A 16,504-nucleotide genomic window follows, 5' to 3' on the forward strand; every position below is an offset into this window, starting at 1 on the left:
TCAGTTTAATATCACTAATTTTGGTTTAATATTAACTTAATTATTCTTAATTCTATTTTAAAGGAAAAAGGTGAAAATATGAAAACCCCTCAAGGTTTAACCAACGAAATTAGTTTAAAAAATAACATAATGACTAAAACTTCTAATAAATATGTTGATTATTTTTTAAACAGAAAAGCTGAAGCTAGTTTATATGAACAATTAAAAAGTAAGAAAAATCTTGATTTTATCCTTCACCCAATCAAGTGAGGGTTTAATCCTGATAAAACCTTTTATAGCGAATGAATTTATTATTCTAATGCTTATACTTTTGTTGATAAACCAGCAATGTTACAAGATGATGAAGTTTTAAAAAAGGTTATTACAACCATTGAAAAATATCATGAAATTGAAGTTGATATGCCAATGTTTCAACCTCATGATTATTTAGAAAAATTTAGAAGTAAAATTAAAAATCCTCTAATTGATTTATCAAGTTATGAATCAAAATTAAATGAAGTTATTTCCCGTTTCTTTGATGGTGATTTTAAAATTGTCCTTTCACATAACGATATGGTGCCTGGAAACTTTTTATTTGTTGATAATGAATTAAAGTTTATTGATTTTGAATATTCTTTAAAAAACATTTATCTTTTTGATTTTGGTGGGTTTATTACTGAAACTTTACCAGTTAATAAATTTAATGATTTTATGAACTTATTAAACTTAAATCAAAAAGAAAAAGACAAGTTATCACAACTTGTCTTCTACCAATATATTTTATGAATTAACTGATCAACATACATGTATGAAACATCAAACAAAGATGTTTATCGTCAGTTAGCTTATTTAATGAAAGAAAAGTTAGATAACTTTAATAACTTAACTTTTTAAGAATCCTTTTCTGGATTCTTTTTTTTCATTTTTTCTTCGTATTTTAAACGTTGCTTCATTTCTTTAGCATCAAGCTTTTCTTTTTTCTTTAAATCTTTATTTTCTTTTTTAAGAACTTTTTTTGATTTATCAAAATCAGTTAATAAACGACGATCTAAATCAGCTTTAAATTCTTCTAACTCTGCTAATTCTTTTTCACGCTTTATTCTAGTTTGTTCAGCTCTTTGAATTCTGAATTGTTCTTTTGTTGGAATTGCTTCACCACTTCTATAAGCTTGAAGAATTGCTTCATCTTCATCTTCAGTTTTATAAGTATAGTTTCTAGCAAAATTAGTAATTAAAACTCCAATTAGCATTGCTGGAATCGCTGAAAATAAACAAATCAAGAAACGCACAACAATTTTGACACTATTGCTCATTTTGGTAGGATCAATTTCAATTAATCAACATCCATTCATAACTAGCGCAAAAAAGATAATTGAAAAAGTCAAAGTAAAGGTAAATGAATCTGCTTTTTGTCATTTTAAAAAGAAAGTTAAGGTTTGACCACCTCAAGCTCAAATTAAATAACCAACCATAATTAAAGCTAATCAACCTGCATGATTATTTCCTAAATCATCATACTTATTAAAACTACTATTATGAAAGTCTGCTCCTAAGAAAACTCAAATTAAAACAAAGGGAATAATTGTTAAGATTAACTGTCATAACACTGAAATTCAAAATGGTGTTCTTGACATATCAAAAGAACGAATTTTATCTCAATAAGATTGGTGATCTTCTTTTTTATCGTCTTTTGTTGTTTGTTCTTTTGCCATTTTTTACTTCTCCCCTTTTCACTATTAAAATTATAACTTAGTTTTATTTTTCAAAATAAAAAAATAGCCACGTTTTATCGTGGCTATCATTATGTTTTCTTAAATGGAGCAGGTGAAGGGAATCGAACCCTCACAGTCAGCTTGGAAGGCTGAAGTTCTACCATTAAACTACACCTGCGTTTAACACTTCCTTATAATACCTTATTCTCAATATTTGTGTCAACGGTTTTTCTTTAAAAAGTTGTCAAAATGATTAAATTTCTTAATTTTTAGAAAAGAAAAAGCATCCATAAAGGATGCTAGCAAAGATTACTTTTTCATAATTATTATATCCCTAAAATTTCATTTTAAAATAAAAATCTGATGCTTTATAGCACCAGATTAAAGGGGCGATGTGCCTTCCATAGAAAAAGTTTTTTGTTTTTAGTTTAAGAGGTTTAGAATTTTGCTTAACAAAACTTCCACTGTAGTTTAATTAAACATATCCGCTTAATTAATATTCTATGCTTTAACTTCTATTTTTCAAGATGAAAATAAAAAAATAGCCCTTGAAAGGAACTATTAGTTTTCATGATCCATTACTCTCTTCAAAACAAATAAAAAGGGCAACTCCGCTTAGTTGCCCTGATATAAATTTCTTAATGGAGCAGGTGAAGGGAATCGAACCCTCACAGTCAGCTTGGAAGGCTGAAGTTCTACCATTAAACTACACCTGCGTTTAACACTTCCTTATAATACCTTATTCTCAATATTTGTGTCAACGGTTTTTCTTTAAAAAGTTGTCAAAATGATTAAATTTCTCTGATTTTGAAAAACATAAGGGAAAAACTGAAAAAAATCCCAAATTATTTTAAATTTCTTTTTCATTTTTTCTAAATAAAAATGCGAGAAATAAAGGATTTTATCATATAGAATGATTAATGGTGTTTCACTACCACTGTGCTGATTCGCCTGAAAGAAAAAACGGGCATTCATTCTTTAAAATGTCAATTTTTCTTTCATATTGTGAGGAGGTGAAACCTCCAAATGGAAGTAAAATTTACGAAAACTTTAAGTTTAGTTGTAAGTCTAATAACAGTTATTATAATTGTTATTATCTTGTCATAAAGCAAGACAATTAAATAAAAATTTTGAGTACGCGGCAGTGGTAACGCGTACTTTTTTAAATAAAAAAGAATCCTTTCGGATTCTTTTGATGTGTTTACGCTTCTAACGAAGCAAAACGGGCATTCATTCTTCTTTACTATTTTATAATGAATTATGATTTTTACAATAGATTTTTAAAAGAAAATAATAATCTAATGATATTGTTTTTATCTCTTTTCTCCAGTTTCCTAGAGTATTAACGTCTTCACATTTTTATTCTACTTTTATTTTGAAAACATTCAACAAGATATTACTAAAATATCTTGTTGATAAATAAAACAATGCAAATAAAAAACCTACCAAATTTGGTAGGTTTTCATGGTTTATAGGCTTAAATTATTTTCTTAATCCTAATTGTTCAATAACGTCTTTGTAACGGTTAACATCTTTTCTAGTTAGATAATCTAGTAAGTGTCTTCTTTGTGCTACTTTTTTTAATAAAGATCTACGAGTAGGAACGTCTTTTTTGTGAGTTCTTAAGTGATCAGTCATGTTGTTGATATCTTCTGTTAAGATAGCAATTTGCACTTCTGGTCTCCCTGTATCTTTATTTGATCCACCGAATTGTTGAATTAATTCTGCTTTTCTTTCTTTTGTTACCATAATGTAATTTCCCTTTCTCTTGTGTTTTTCTCAAATGTCTTAACAAAGTAAGGATTCTAAGGGAAGAATCTAAACTTCGTAAAAACAATCACTTAGATATATTAACATAAATTATTTAGTTGGTTTACTAATTTTCTTCTCTAAAATTGCATAAATTACTGGTTCTTCAATTTCACCAGTTTTACTAATTAAAATGGCTGCTTTATTATCAATTCTTAAAACTGCATTAACTTTATCATTCAATTTTGCTTGATAATATCCTTCTTTAATTTTGATGTTTGGATAAATAATCTCACGACTTCTTTTACCCTCAGTTGCAAAATAGATTTTAAAAGGTGAATATAAAAGTTTATTGGCTTTATCAACTTTCCCATCAGCTATTAATTTTCTAATTTTAGTTGATGAAGTTGTTAAGTTTTTTCGTCTCATGACATAAACATTATCATCACCAAAGAATTCTTTTAATTCTTTAACAGTGCCTTTTGAATTAGTTCCAAAAGTAAAATCAGAACCTTCAGCTACCATTTGACATTTTAAAGTCTTTTTCATTCATTCCATAAATTGTTTTGGTTGATAAGATTTTAAGTTTTCGTTAACTTCTAGTTCAATATAGTAATCAATTGCAAAAAAGCCATCCATAATTTCAATCTTTTCTTCTTTTTTTAAAATACGGTCGTCTTCTTGATTGAACAAAGTTCTTCAACTACGGTCAAAAGAAACTAAGACAAGTTGTAAGTCATTTTTAATGGCTAGTTCTTGTGCTTTTCTTAATAGTTTTTCATGGTGTGTATGAATTCCATCAAAATTACCAACTACAACAATTGATTTTTTTAAACCTGGAATTTTTTGAATATCATTGATATCCCCGTTAATAATTACCATTATTTATTTCCCCTTTTAATTTGGTTTTAGTTTAAACACTAAAACCTCCTTTTAAACTACGATAATAATCATTTTCTTTACCATATAAAGCAATGATTTCATTGTTATAACTTAAAAAGACTCTCTCTTTTTCTAAATCTAATTTGATTTTTTTACCCTTAATAACATCATCAAATTCTTCTTTGTTTAATTCATAAATTTGATATTCGTTTTGTTTAACTGCATCATAATTTGAAATTAAATCTTTTAATTCTAAATCATCTAAAGTTTTTGCTTGGTTAATATCAAAAACACCTGATTTTAACCTTCTTAATTCAGTTACATGAGCTAAAGTATTTAAATCATGTGCGATATCAACAACTAAACTACGAATATAAGTTCCTTTACTTGCTTCAACTCTTAATTCGAAAATTCCCATTTCTTCATCAAAGCTTAAAAGCTCAACTTTTTTAATATGAACTTTTCTTGGTTGAATCGCAACATCACTAACCCCGCATCTAGCATATTCATATAACTTTTTGCCTTGAACTTTAATTGCACTAAAGATTGGTGGAATTTGTTCATATTCATAATCATTATATTTATCGATTACTTGTTCTAATTGTTTTAAAGTAACATGTGATGTTTCATCAGTTTCAGTGATGTTTCCATCAGAATCAAAACTATCAGTTGCAGTATATAATTGTCCTTTTACTTGATAAATTTTTTCTTGATTTAAAAAGTAATCTGAAAGTTTAGTTCCACTATTTACTAAAACAATCACAACTCCAGTTGCTAATGGATCTAAAGTTCCAGCATGACCAACTTTTTTCAAGTTTAGTTTTCTTTTAACTTGTTGGATTAGTTTATTAGTTGTAATCCCTTGAGGTTTATCAACTATAAAAATTCCTGAATTGTTCATAATTTATTTCCCTCAATTCTTAACTCTACTTATTTTATCAAGGATTAATTATTTATAGAAATTAGTTCATTCCGTTCACAAAAGTTAACACTAATTTATTTTCTTGAATCATTCCACCATCAGTTGTGAAAGCAAAAACTAATGTATCACCTTTTTTAACTTTAAAGTTTCCAGCTAATTTGAAATTCATTAAAACAGTTCCGTTATATTCGTTAAAAGAACCAATTAAATTTAAGTAATCTTTTGAACCATATGGCTTATTGTTATTGGTTCAATTGTTAGTTTCTGCTCTTCTATTTATTCAAGAATTACCTTTAAAATAAGCTGTTTCTAATCTATCAGGTTTACCAGCTTCTCTCACTATACGATTGCCTTTATAAGAAAGGCCTAATAACCTTGCTTCATCGAATGATAAGGTTTCAGTTTTATAATAAATATTTTTCTTTACAACGTTATATCCTAGTCAATTATCCTTAGGATCTTGTCCAATTGCATCTTTTTTGACACTGCTCATTTCACCACAACTAACAACAGTTGTTGTGGTTGTTGAAAGTAAAGCAATCGAACTTAAAAACCCTAATCATTTTTTCATTTTTATTTCACCTTAATTTATTTAAATATATTTTATCAAGTAATGAAAAACAATGAGAATAATCTAAGTTAGAGAATAAAAAAAGCTCCTTTTTAGGAGCTTTGATATATTATTTAGTTTCGTTTAAGATTTCGTTAATGCGGTTAGCATTTTCTAATGATTCATCGAAAATGAATTCTAATTCAGGAACTCTTCTCATATCAACTTTACTTGCTAACATCATACGAATTTTCTTTTCATTTTCTTCTAAATGACGTGCAACAACTTCGCGGTTAATATCTTGTCCTGAGAATTTAATAAATGAATAATAAACTTTAGCAACTTCATTATCATGAACTAAACGTACTTCTGAAATCGAAACAGATTTCAAGATTGGATCTTCTAATTTTTGCGTAATAATAATTGTTAATTCACGCGCAATTAAAGATTCTTTTCTTCCTTGGATTTTTGGATTTTTCATAGTTTAAAATCTCCTTTTAATCTATATATCCTTATTTTACTTCAACTTCTTCGATTTTATATGCTTCAATGACATCGCCAACTTTAATATCGTTAAAGTTTTTAATAGTGATTCCACATTCAGCACCTTTTTTAGCTTCTTTGATGTCGTCTTTTTCGTGTTTTAATCCAGCAATTTCCCCATCATAAATCACAACTCCGTTTCTGATTAAACGAACTTTGTCTTTTCTATGAATAGTTCCATCAATAATTTGACATCCAGCAATTGTTCCCACAGCTGAGTGTTTAAAAGTTGCTCTAACTTCAGCATCCCCTTCAATTTTTTCAACCATTTCTGGATCTAATAATCCTTTTGCTGCTTGTTCTAATTCTTCAATTACTTTGTAAATGATGTTGTGTAAACGTAAATCAACTCCACGTTCATCAATTAATTGACGAACTTCACTACTTGGGCGAACGTTAAATCCGTAAAGTAATGCGTTAGCAGTTTGTGCTAAGGTTACATCAGTGTTAGTAATCGCTCCAACTCCAGAACGAATAATATCAATTGTTACTCCCGGAATTTCTAATTTCATTAATGAAGATTTCAAGGCTTCAACACTACCTTGAGTGTCAGCTTTAACAATAATGTTTAAGTTTTTTAAATCTCCTTCTTCAATTTGAGATTTAATTGAATCTAAAGTTACAATTTTAGATCCTTGCATTGCATCACGAGCAATTTTTTGAGCTTGTGCTTCAGCAATATCGCGAGCAATTTTTTCATCATTTAAAACTAAGAATTTATCTCCTGGTTGAGGAACTTCATTTAATCCAACAATTTGGACAGGAGTTGATGGTCCTGCCTGAGTAATTGCTTTATTTTTATCATCACGGATATCTCTGATTGTTCCATGAGTTCCACCAGCTACAAGAATGTCTCTTAATCTTAAAGTTCCTTGTTGAACTAAGATTGAAGCAACAGGTCCTCTTGCTTTATCTAGGTGAGCTTCAATTACAACTCCAGAAGCAAATTTATTAGGGTTTGCTTTTAAGTCTTCAACTTCAGCTACTAGTAAAATAGTATCTAATAAATCATCTAAACCGATGTTTTCACGAGCTGAACCTTCAATGAAAGGAATGTCTCCTCCTCATTCTTCAGTTACAATTCCACGTTCCATTAATTCAGATTTAACTCTATCTGGGTTTGCATCTGGTTTGTCCATTTTATTGATAAACACAATAATTGGTACTCCAGCATTTTTAGCATGATCGATGGCTTCTTCTGTTTGAGGCATCACCCCATCATCAGCAGCCACAACTAAAATAATGATGTCAGTGGCATTAGCACCACGTGAACGCATTTCAGTAAACGCTTCGTGACCTGGAGTATCGATGAAAGTAATTTTTTTCTTACTTCTTGGTGCTATTGCTTGATAAGCACCAATTGCTTGAGTAATTCCTCCAGCTTCACCTTTAGTTACGTTTGTATGTCTTAATGCATCTAATAAAGTAGTTTTCCCATGATCAACGTGACCCATAATAGTCACAATTGGTGCACGTTCTACTAAAGATTCAGGTGTATCTTCAACTTCAAATGTTTCTAATAAGTTTTCTTTTGTTACAGAATTTTCTTTTTTAAAGTCATATCCGTATTCTAATGCTAATTCCCCAATTTGGTCTTCATTTAAAATGAAGTTTTGGTTTAGCATCATTCCTTTTTTGAAGAAATATTTAACAATTTCAGTTACTGGTTTATTAATTTTGTTTGCAAATTCAGCAATTGTTAAAGGCCCTGTATAAACAAAAACACCATCAACTAATCCTGTAGTTTTTTCTTCTTTTAATTTATTTTTAATCGCTTTTGCATGTCTATCGTTTCTTTGACGTTCAATTTCACGTTTAGACTTGTTAGCTTTGTTATCTTTATTGATATCTTTTTTGGTTTTAGCCATACTCTACATCTCCTTTATTATTCATAAGATTTGATGAGATTTGCCAAGTTCTTATCCGTAATTCCAATCGCAGAAATTTCAAACTCTTTATCTTTATTTAATAACTTGTTTAATTCTGGTTTTGAAATTAACTCATCTAATACTTCTATTTTGTAGAAACTAGCTTTATTAAGTAGTTTCTTTTTTTGGGTAGTTCCCATGTCATCTGCAATAATGACTACATAAACTTGATCTTTTGTGATTTTTTCTAATAGTCTTTGACCATAAACTACTTGATTAGCTCTGATTGCTAGTCCAATCGCATTTAACAATTTTTCTTTATTAGTCATTAATCTCAATTCTCATTGATTTCAACAATTAATTGGTCATAAACTTCACTAGGAATCTTAGTTTTTAAACTACGTTCTAGAAGTTTTTTTTGTTTTGCAGTTTGGATTGCTTCTGGTTTTGGTTGAATATAAACACCACGTCCATTAGCTTTTTTATCAGAGTCCACAAAAACATTACCATCATTTGTTTTGACCACTCTAATTAATTCATTTGCTGGTAGTAATTTACCACTAACAATTTCTTTTCTTAAAATTGGTTGTTTTTGTTTCATTAAAAATTATTTTTCATCATAGTATGAATCGAAGTCTTCATCATCGAAGTCTTCATCTTCATCTTCTTCATCATCAGAAGTAATTTCTTCGAAAGCTTTTAAGTTTTCTTGAATTTCATCTAAGTTAGTTTCAACTTCTTTGATGTCTTCTTCTATTTTTTCTTCTTCATGATTAACTTGTTCTTGTGCAAATTTTTGTTCTTGTTTTTGTTCATGAGTTTCGTTTTCTTTTGCTAATTCAGCTTGGAAACGTTCAAGTTCTTGTTCAAGATCTGCAATTGGATCATAGTTAGCACGTTGTGAAGTTTTATTATTTTTAAAGTTTGGTTTTGATGGTTGATTAGTTTTATTTTTACGACGATTAGTTGCATCTAAGAAGTCTTTTGAAGTTAGTTCTTCTTCTGTAATGTTTCCATTTCATTGCACAGGAATTCCTAATTCTTGTGCTTGAGAAACTGAAAGAATATTAATTTTCATTTTTAAAAGGTTAGCAACGATTCTTGCAGCAATTCCGTTTCTTCCGATTGCTAATGATAATTGTTCATCAGGAACGATAATATCAGCTTCATTGTTTTCTTCATCAACATCAACAGAAACAACTCTAACTGGTGCCATTGCATTCATGATGAATTTATTAATATCTTCATTTCATTCCACAACATCAATTTTTTCTCCGTTTAATTGGTTTGAAATGTTAGTAATTCTTGACCCTTGAGGACCAACAATTGAACCAATTGGTTCAATGTTTTCGTCATGAGAAATAGCAGCAACTTTAGCTCTAACTCCTGGTTGACGTGAAACTCCCATAATTTCAATAGTTCCATCAGCAACTTCAGGAATTTCTCTTTCAATGATTTTCTTTAAGAAACCTGGTGCAGTACGTGATGCTTGAATTTGTGAGAAACGGTTGTCTTTTTCAACGTCTTCAACATAGAAAGTTACAAAGTCTCCGACTTCAAATTCATCATCTGGAATTAATTTTTTATTTCAAAGTGAAGCATTAACTCCATCAACATCAACTAAATAAGCAGTTCCTTGGTCATTCATCCCAACAACTTTACCAGTTAATAATTCATGAGCTTTATCGATGAATTTGTTATAAATTCTTTCTCTTTCAGAACTACGGATTTTTTGTTGCACGATTTGACGTACTTGGTGAACCGCTAAACGTGAAAATTCATCTTCAAATTCAACAGGACGTTTTACAACATCACCAATTGCAACATTATCTCCAAATTCATCTTTAGCTTCGTTGATTCCGATTTCTAATCAATCATCATCAACTTTTTGAACAACTTTTAATAATAAGAACATTTTAATAGCTCCAGTTTGTTCATCAAAGTCAACTTCAGTCACAGCTTCAGGATCGAAGAAACGTTCGTAAGCTTTTTTAAATCCTTCTTTAATTCCTTCAATAACTTCTTCTTTATCAATTTCTTTTTCGGTAGCAATTTGTGTTAATGCTTCTAAAATTTCAGCAGTATTCTTCATTTTTTATCATTTCCCTTCAATTAAAATTTAACCGCATAGCGAATAAAACGGATGTCATCAAATTTCGCTTTGCGTTTTTTTGGTGCACCCTTCACAAAAAAGTTAAATTCATATTCATCAGTTTCTGGGTTTCATGAACTGATTTCCCCATCAAAACTATCAATTCCTTTTTCAGGTTCATTGAATTCAACATGAACATAACTTCCAATTGCTTTTTGCAATTCAGCTTCACTTCTAATTTGTTTTTCAATTCCAGCACTAGCAACTTCTAAAAAGTAGTTTTCTGGAAATAAATTATTTAACCCATCTAATGCTTGAGAAACTTTTTCAGTTAACCCAACAATTAAATCAAAGTCCATTGGTTTTTGTGGATCTGTTTTATCTTCAACCAAAATTTGTAAAGTGTTATCTTCTAAATCATTTACAATGTTAATTTCATAAACATTTAAATTTAATTCATCCAAACTTGGTTGAATCGCTTTCTTAATTTCTGGTTCAATTTGTTTAATATCAATCATGTCATCCCTCTTTTCTTACAATAAGAAAGGAAGCTCAAATGAGCTTCCTTTCAAAGATATTTCACTTTTAAGATTTCTTTTATTGTATACTTAAAAGTTTTTCTTTTCAACATTTAAAACAAGAAAAAACCAAAGGTTAATTACTCCTTTGGTTTTTTCGAATTCGAAATGATAAAAACGTTTTAATAAATTATTTTGGCATAACAACTTATTGAAATTATTAATATCATTTTTTTCTTAAATCAAGATTATTCTCCTCATCTTGAAATAAGAAGCATAAATCCTTTTAAAAAAGAACTGAGGCGAAATCAATTCTTAATTAATTAAGACTTAAGTTTGAAAAGAACAGAAAAGTTACATAAGAATAACACCATTGAGATTTTTTATTTGCCTTAAATAAAAGAGATGGTGATACAACTAATCTTTCTAATCGGTGTGAAGAAAAGCGGTTCTTCACAACCAATATTGTATCTTAATTATCTTATTTCAAGAATATTGTATTCAAAGATTCTTTGTGGCTTAGTTAAAAAGAAAAAAGCCAAGAAAGACTTTTGATCTTTCTTGGCTTTAAAAATGTTTAAAATTTCTTTGATTAATAACCACAACATTAATAGACAAAGAGAATTTTTAAGTTTTTAATGCTTAAACAAGCCATTATTAGAAACTTGTTTAACAATATTTGTACAAATATTAAAAGTTCTGATTAATAAAAATTATTTGCAACTAATTTTTATTAATTAAACTTTATGTTTCTCAAATAATATCTACCAGTTATATTTGAGAAGTTTGGAAATTTTTACTAGTCCAATACGTTTCTGACGGGATTATAGTTAACACTAAGTTCAAAAACGCCTAAGGAGTTTATTATTATCAACAATAAAAACATAACTGACAAAGGGTATGTTTTTATCATAATTTTTTAAAATGTTTAATAGAACATCTAAACCGTGACAGGATGGTTTAGATTATTTTTTATAAATACAACACCATGGCTAGTTAAGCGTCTACTAGCCACCATTTTTAGCGCGGGATTGTGAGGCTCATAATACCTCACGGTTAATATTCTATAACATCCACACTCTTTATAGCAAGAGTTTTTACAAAGTTTTATTTGTTTTTCACGCTATAAGTAAAAAAATAACTAGAGCTACGACTATAGGCCATACTCTAGTTATTTTTTGAAGTGATTAATTAATAAATTAAATATTTATTTTAAGGTTTTTAAAAAAAGGAAATACCTTGAAAGCAACCACTTCATTATTATTTTAATTTGTTTTTTCTTTTTTAAGAAACTACAAGATAGAAAATATATTCTATTAGAAAAAGATTGTTAAGCTATGAAATACTAATGAACAATCTCTTATAAAAATTAAGAAAGGAGGTTTAAATAATGAAAACATAATAACAATTTAAACTCATATGAAAATAGAATAATAGATTTTTTAAATAATACTAATTTGATTTTGAATGTGCGCAAGATTCCCTGCGGCTTGATGGACTTTATTTTTTTGTTTTGATATATTTAGCGAATTTTTCTAGTTAGTTACATAAGCAAGTCCAAGAACTTATGCACCCTTTAATTTTACTTCAAGCCTAATTTGAAAAGAAGTTCTTTAATAACACTTTTTTGAAATAATTTTGAAATAAAAAAATCTCAAGCGGACAGCTAGTCGCAAGAGACTTCTTAATCATATCTTAAAATAGTTTAAAGATAACTTTTAATTTGTTTTTTTATTTATTATTAATAACTCCACCAACAATAAACATAACTAAACTTGCAATAAAACAAATAACAATTCCAACTCCAAGTCAAATCATTTCACGACGATATGATTTGATGTTAAATTTTGGATCTTCAACAACTTGTTTTTTAACTTTTAATGATTTATAAACCATTACTCCAATTAAAAACAACATTACTGCTAAGAAAAATCCCCCAAATCCAAAAAGAAGTCCAACTTCAGTGTCATAGTTTTTCGGATTCACTGGAGAAAGTGGTGGTGTAGTAGTTTCTAGAGTAAGTTCACCATTTGTTGATTGAGTTTCACCTCATTTAAGCATATTATTCCCTCATTTCTTTTGTTATCTTTAATCTTAACTTAAAAGTTGAGTTAAGATTATTTCTTTTTAGTAATTCTAAGAATTAATTAGGACTATAAAACAAATCAAGAAGAAGTTATAATTAAAATTAAGTAATATGAAAAAAAGGAGTGTTGATTTATGAGATCAGACGATAGAGGAAAATTTGACAAAATTAACAGCGAAAGTGTTTTTGATAACTACAAAGCTCATGTTGATGACAATCAAAGAAAAGAATTAGCAGAAATGGGACACGGTGAAGAAGAAATCAACGGTGCTAAAGCATGTCCTAAATGTGGTAAAGCTATGTTAAGAGCTAACCAAATGAAAAAAGAACAAGAATTAGAATCAAACCCATGATTTGTACACCACATTGATGGAGATACAACTAACAACGATCCTAAAAACTTACAACCAATGCACAAAAAATGTGCAACTAAATAATTTAGTTATTTAATTTAATCAATAAAAATACCAATCATTACCGATTGGTATTTTTATTATTCTGCAAAGGTAATGTCTTTAACATTTGCCTTATGATATGAACTTAAGATTACTCAAACAATCATTAGATAGAAAACAGTCGCTACCAAGAATGAAGGAATAATAGTTATTGCGTTGTATAAATGAGTGATTGGTAAACCAACATTTTTAATCATTAATGTGGTTGTAGCATCAATCACACTTCCAGCTATAAAGATAGCACCAATAAAGGCTATGACTATGAATATGAAATAAATTGTTGTAAAGATTAAGACAACTTCTTTTCTGTTATATCCTAAAGTTTTTAAAACAAGGATGTTTTTCTTATTTTCATAAGCAATTAACATACTAATGACACAAAGCACACAAACAGAAACTAAAACTAAGAAGACTGTGATTAAACTAGCAAAGTTTGCAAATGGTTTTGTTTTACTTTCAACTGCATTTTTAGCTAATGGTAATGACATAAAGTTAATGTTCGCAAGTAATGAAGTGTTACTATCAGTTGGTAAATAATCACTAAACTTATTTCCATCATTATGTTCTTTTGCTAAAACAAAATATTGTAAATCATATGGAATTTTTCCTTTTGAAACTACCCCATTGTTATAATCTTTCATAACTTCATAAGTTTTATCATTTGCTTTTCTAATTGCATCAAAGTTTACAATTACTTGATCTCCCATATAAAGTTTTTGATCAATATTTTTAACTTTTAGTTTTAATTTATTTGAAGTTACATGAGAATTTTTTTCAAAATTTAAATCAATAAAGTCGCCTTTATTAACTTTTAAACTTGAGGAAATACTATCACTAATAATAACTTCATCGACAGTTAAATTAATATCGTTATAAGTTGTAACTGAAGTTCTATAATTATTTTCTTCACTATCAATTGATGAAATTGTTGAGTTATGAATCTCAGCATAACTTAAGAAGTTCTTATCTTTAACACGATTCTTAAAGAGAATATTTGGTTGTTGTGCATTTGTTCCAAAGTTTCCTTTATATAATTCAAGTTGTTTATGTAAATCTTTTAATCCTTGAATCAATTGTTTTCCATTTGGAATAAATGGTAAAACACTATCAAAGTCTTCTTGATTAATTTGATATAAATTGTCTAAATAATAAACTTCATCAAAATAGAAATTATAAATCGGTGTATCTCCCACTTGTTTTTTAACGTCCTTAAATCAAGTAGAAATTCCACCACTAATATCTCCATTATTAGCATTTATAACTTGTTCTAAGCTAACAAACGGAGTCAAATCTTCAATTCTGTTGTTTGTGTTTTCAATTTTACCTTCATTATAGCTACGATAAGAAATACTTTCACCTTTCTTTTCATAAACATTTGGTTTGTCATTTAAAGAATGATTAATTGCACCAGAAAACTGTAAAGAAACGTTAATCATTGTAAAGGAAAGAATACTAATTATGAAAGCTGCAAAAGCTTTCACTAAGTTTGTAACTTGGAATGAATAAACAATATTTCCAAAACCATTATTATTAAATATTTTCCATTCTTTAATTTTTAATAATCACATTTCAAAATGAGAAATCTTAGTTCTATTATTGATTGAAAGATTATTACCGCTTAAACTTCAAAGCGCCAAGAAGAAACTTACTAATAAAATAATAATTACAAGAACACCGAAAATAGCATATCCTCAATTTGAGCTTGGATTATGGCCAAGAACAAAACCAACAGAATATCCTAAAGTATTTCCTAACATAACAAATATTAGTCAAGCTAATAGCAGTCCCAAACATGAACCGATAATCAAAATCGGTAAAAAGATAATTGATAAATAATAACCAAGTTCAAAATCATTCATTCCCATTGCTTTAAGATTAACTAAAACATTTTTATTCGAACGAATAATTAAAGATTGAATAAAACGATAAGAAACTAATAACAAGATGATTAGGATTAAAGCCACAATTCAAGTAAATAAATTATATAAGGTAACTTGTGTGTTTAAACTTCCTAACGGAGTTTCTTTCACAAATTTTTGATGAACGATAATATCAGTTTCTTCTTGAGTAAATGATTTTAAAAGAACTTGTTTTGCAGCATTTGCTTGTGAAGCAAAGAAAGCATTGATTTTATCATTAGATTTTGTAGGTGTATTCGGTGAAAGAATATTCATATCTACCCCAAATTCAGCAGGATATTTATGATAAACATCATTATACAAGAATGGATTAAAATAGATCATATCTGAAACGTTTGATAATGAATATTGTGGTAATAGTCCAGTTGCTGTAATTTTTAAGTTACTAAAAGCAATGTCCTTATAAGAAACATCTATCATGTCCCCAAGTTTTAATTTATGAAATTTTAAAAATGAAGGAGAAACTATAATTTCTTTAGAATTCGGCGAGAAATTATCTAATGAAAATCCTGAAACTGAATCAATGATTTCCATTTTAACCATTCTAGGATCAGCAATTTGTCAAGGATATAAATAATTATTTGGGTTAGCATCGGATGTATTTGTGCTATTTTGATAAACTTGGAAATTGCTGATTCTAATTTTATCGTTGTTGAAATTTCCGTCCTTTAACAACAAGCCTCTGAATTCTAGAAAGTTTTCATTATTGGGAAATTCTGGGTTTTTAAAATCTTTAAAGGCAACATCAAAAACTCATTTGGCAAAAGAACCATGTGAATATGGTTCAGTTTCTTTATAAAGATTTTGAAGAGCTACACTATTTGAATTTTCAGGAACAATGTTGTAGTTTTCTACAACTTGTTTTATTTCATCATCAGTTAAATTTTTGCTTTTAAGATAGCTGTAGTAAGTGTTTGAATCTCGTTTCAAAGCATTATAATTATGACCATTGTTAGAAATTTGAACTGTTGCTAGCTTTGGTGTTGAAACTGCGTTACTTCCCAGAGTTTCAAATGAAAAAGTAAAATGAGCTAAGCCAACAATAACTCCGAAAGAAAGGATTAAAAATAATAAATAAAAGATGAAAAGAAATTTACGTTCTTTTAATTGAATAAAACTTTCTTTAGTTAAAAGCTTTAGGTTTCGCATTCTATAATCTCCTATCTTTCATTTAACGCAAAGAACAACGTTTTTGCGCGTTGTTCTTTAATAAAGTAGTTTAGTTAATT

Annotated in this window: 15 protein-coding genes and 2 tRNA genes; 2 read left to right on the forward strand and 15 right to left on the reverse strand. The window is 28.4% G+C overall.

Annotation, left to right across the window (positions count from 1 at the left end):
• Positions 1–78: 78 nt before the first annotated feature.
• Positions 79–873, forward strand: a complete 795-nt coding sequence (locus tag CP520_RS01585; protein ID WP_096862736.1) for a phosphotransferase — start codon at positions 79–81, stop codon at positions 871–873.
• On the opposite strand, the gene CP520_RS01590 is transcribed toward CP520_RS01585, so the two are convergent.
• The 14 genes from CP520_RS01590 to CP520_RS01655 all read right to left on the reverse strand — a co-directional run bounded on the left by CP520_RS01590 (position 870) and on the right by CP520_RS01655 (position 12,876).
• The gene (locus tag CP520_RS01590) at positions 870–1,691 is read right to left on the reverse strand and encodes a DxFTY motif-containing membrane protein (RefSeq protein ID WP_096862737.1); all 822 of its coding nucleotides are present in this window, start codon (positions 1,689–1,691) and stop codon (positions 870–872) included. The genes CP520_RS01585 and CP520_RS01590 overlap by 4 nt on opposite strands.
• Positions 1,692–1,795: 104 nt before the next feature.
• Positions 1,796–1,869: transfer RNA gene (locus CP520_RS01595), tRNA-Gly, on the reverse strand.
• 464 nt (positions 1,870–2,333) lie between these two features.
• Positions 2,334–2,407: transfer RNA gene (locus CP520_RS01600), tRNA-Gly, on the reverse strand.
• A gap of 766 nt (positions 2,408–3,173) precedes the next feature.
• On the reverse strand, positions 3,174–3,440 hold the full coding sequence (gene rpsO, locus CP520_RS01605) for a 30S ribosomal protein S15 (RefSeq protein ID WP_169835702.1): 267 nt from the start codon (positions 3,438–3,440) through the stop codon (positions 3,174–3,176).
• Between the two features lie 111 nt (positions 3,441–3,551).
• Positions 3,552–4,322, reverse strand: a complete 771-nt coding sequence (locus CP520_RS01610) for a hypothetical protein (RefSeq protein WP_096862739.1) — start codon at positions 4,320–4,322, stop codon at positions 3,552–3,554.
• A 31-nt stretch (positions 4,323–4,353) separates the two neighbouring features.
• Positions 4,354–5,223: a tRNA pseudouridine(55) synthase TruB gene (truB, locus tag CP520_RS01615; RefSeq protein WP_096862740.1), complete on the reverse strand. Its 870-nt coding sequence runs from the start codon at positions 5,221–5,223 to the stop codon at positions 4,354–4,356.
• A gap of 61 nt (positions 5,224–5,284) precedes the next feature.
• On the reverse strand, positions 5,285–5,815 hold the full coding sequence (locus CP520_RS01620) for a Vmc-like lipoprotein signal peptide domain-containing protein (protein WP_096862741.1): 531 nt from the start codon (positions 5,813–5,815) through the stop codon (positions 5,285–5,287).
• Between the two features lie 109 nt (positions 5,816–5,924).
• Positions 5,925–6,275 (reverse strand): 30S ribosome-binding factor RbfA, encoded by a 351-nt coding sequence (rbfA, locus tag CP520_RS01625; RefSeq protein ID WP_096862742.1) that lies wholly within the window; start codon positions 6,273–6,275, stop codon positions 5,925–5,927.
• A 31-nt stretch (positions 6,276–6,306) separates the two neighbouring features.
• The gene (gene infB, locus CP520_RS01630) at positions 6,307–8,205 is read right to left on the reverse strand and encodes a translation initiation factor IF-2 (protein ID WP_096862743.1); all 1,899 of its coding nucleotides are present in this window, start codon (positions 8,203–8,205) and stop codon (positions 6,307–6,309) included.
• Positions 8,206–8,222: 17 nt separating this feature from the next.
• Positions 8,223–8,534, reverse strand: a complete 312-nt coding sequence (locus CP520_RS01635) for a L7Ae/L30e/S12e/Gadd45 family ribosomal protein (RefSeq protein ID WP_096862744.1) — start codon at positions 8,532–8,534, stop codon at positions 8,223–8,225.
• Positions 8,534–8,806 carry an RNase P modulator RnpM gene (rnpM, locus tag CP520_RS01640; protein WP_096862745.1) on the reverse strand — a complete coding sequence of 91 codons (273 nt, stop codon included), beginning with the start codon at positions 8,804–8,806 and terminating at the stop codon, positions 8,534–8,536. Before rnpM ends, CP520_RS01635 begins: the two co-directional genes overlap by 1 nt.
• 6 nt (positions 8,807–8,812) lie before the next feature.
• Entirely contained in the window at positions 8,813–10,297 is a 1,485-nt protein-coding gene (nusA, locus tag CP520_RS01645; RefSeq protein WP_096862746.1) for a transcription termination factor NusA, read from the reverse strand.
• A gap of 20 nt (positions 10,298–10,317) precedes the next feature.
• A complete protein-coding gene (locus CP520_RS01650; RefSeq protein WP_096862747.1) occupies positions 10,318–10,815 on the reverse strand; it encodes an LSm family protein in 498 nt (165 codons plus the stop codon).
• A gap of 1,731 nt (positions 10,816–12,546) precedes the next feature.
• Entirely contained in the window at positions 12,547–12,876 is a 330-nt protein-coding gene (locus CP520_RS01655; protein WP_096862748.1) for a hypothetical protein, read from the reverse strand.
• Positions 12,877–13,035: 159 nt separating this feature from the next.
• Here CP520_RS01655 and CP520_RS01660 point away from each other — a divergent pair, with 159 nt between their 5' ends.
• The gene (locus tag CP520_RS01660; RefSeq protein WP_096862749.1) at positions 13,036–13,338 is read left to right on the forward strand and encodes an HNH endonuclease; all 303 of its coding nucleotides are present in this window, start codon (positions 13,036–13,038) and stop codon (positions 13,336–13,338) included.
• 56 nt (positions 13,339–13,394) lie between these two features.
• On the opposite strand, the gene CP520_RS01665 is transcribed toward CP520_RS01660, so the two are convergent.
• Positions 13,395–16,424 (reverse strand): ABC transporter permease, encoded by a 3,030-nt coding sequence (locus CP520_RS01665; RefSeq protein ID WP_096862750.1) that lies wholly within the window; start codon positions 16,422–16,424, stop codon positions 13,395–13,397.
• Positions 16,425–16,504: the final 80 nt, after the last annotated feature.

This window comes from Mesoplasma lactucae ATCC 49193 (genome assembly GCF_002441935.1).
Lineage (GTDB): Bacteria > Bacillota_I > Bacilli_A > Mycoplasmatales > Mycoplasmataceae > Edwardiiplasma > Edwardiiplasma lactucae.